Annotated in this window: 1 protein-coding gene; it reads right to left on the reverse strand. The window is 48.3% G+C overall.

Going from position 1 to position 1,119, the window contains the following annotated elements; genetic code table 11:
• Window positions 1–3: 3 nt before the first annotated feature.
• Window positions 4–1,119: elongation factor Tu (tuf, locus tag C7457_RS08725; RefSeq protein ID WP_121172085.1), on the reverse strand; the 1,116-nt coding region annotated here is incomplete at its 5' end.

The raw sequence follows: 1,119 nt of genomic DNA on the forward strand, positions 1-1,119 counted from the left end.
TAATTAGTCAAGAATTTCAGTAACAACACCAGCACCTACTGTCCTTCCACCCTCACGGATAGCAAACCTTAATCCTTCCTCTATAGCTACCGGCTTTAAAAGCTCTACTTCAAACGTCACGTTGTCTCCAGGCATTACCATCTCTACTCCCTCGGGGAGCTTAACCTTTCCTGTCACGTCCGTCGTCCTGAAGTAGAACTGGGGCTGGTATCCGTTGAAGAATGGAGTGTGCCTTCCTCCCTCTTCCTTTGAAAGAATGTATACCTCTGCCTTAAATCTCTTATGTGGCTTGATGCTTCCAGGCTTAGCTACTACCATCCCTCTCTCTACTTCGTCCTTCGCTACTCCCCTTAACAGCACTCCTATGTTGTCTCCAGGTAGCGCCTCATCAAGGACTTTCCTAAACATTTCTATCCCTGTCGCTACCGTCTTTAGCGGCTCTTCCCTAAGGCCTACTATCTCTACTTCTTCTCCTACTTTTAATGTTCCCCTCTCTACTCTTCCTGTTACTACTGTTCCACGTCCAGAGATTGTAAATACGTCTTCTATCGGCATGAGGAATGGTTTGTCTACTTCCCTTACCGGCTCAGGTACGTACTCATCTAACGCGTTTACTAGCTCGTATATCGGCTGGCACCACTCACAGTTCGGATCCTGACACTCTAAAGCCTTTAAAGCTGATCCTCTGATTACTGGTACTTCGTCTCCTGGGTAGCCATACTCATTAAGGAGTTCCCTAACTTCTAGTTCTACTAGCTCAAGTAGCTCTTCATCGTCTACCATGTCTACTTTGTTGAGGAATACTACTATCGCTGGTACGTTAACTTGCCTTGCAAGGAGTACGTGCTCCCTCGTCTGGGGCATCGGACCGTCTGCTGCAGAAACAACCAGAATCGCTCCGTCCATCTGGGCCGCACCGGTGATCATGTTCTTGATGTAGTCTGCGTGACCAGGGCAGTCTACGTGGGCGTAGTGGTACTTGTCGCTCTCGTACTCTACGTGAGCTGTTGCAATTGTAATTCCCCTTTCCCTCTCTTCTGGGGCTTTGTCAATTTGGTCGTAGGATACTTCTTGGGCCTTTCCTGTTAAGGATAGGCAGTGGGTGATCGCTGCTGTGAG

This window comes from Thermovibrio guaymasensis (genome assembly GCF_003633715.1).
GTDB classification, from domain to species: domain Bacteria; phylum Aquificota; class Aquificia; order Desulfurobacteriales; family Desulfurobacteriaceae; genus Thermovibrio; species Thermovibrio guaymasensis.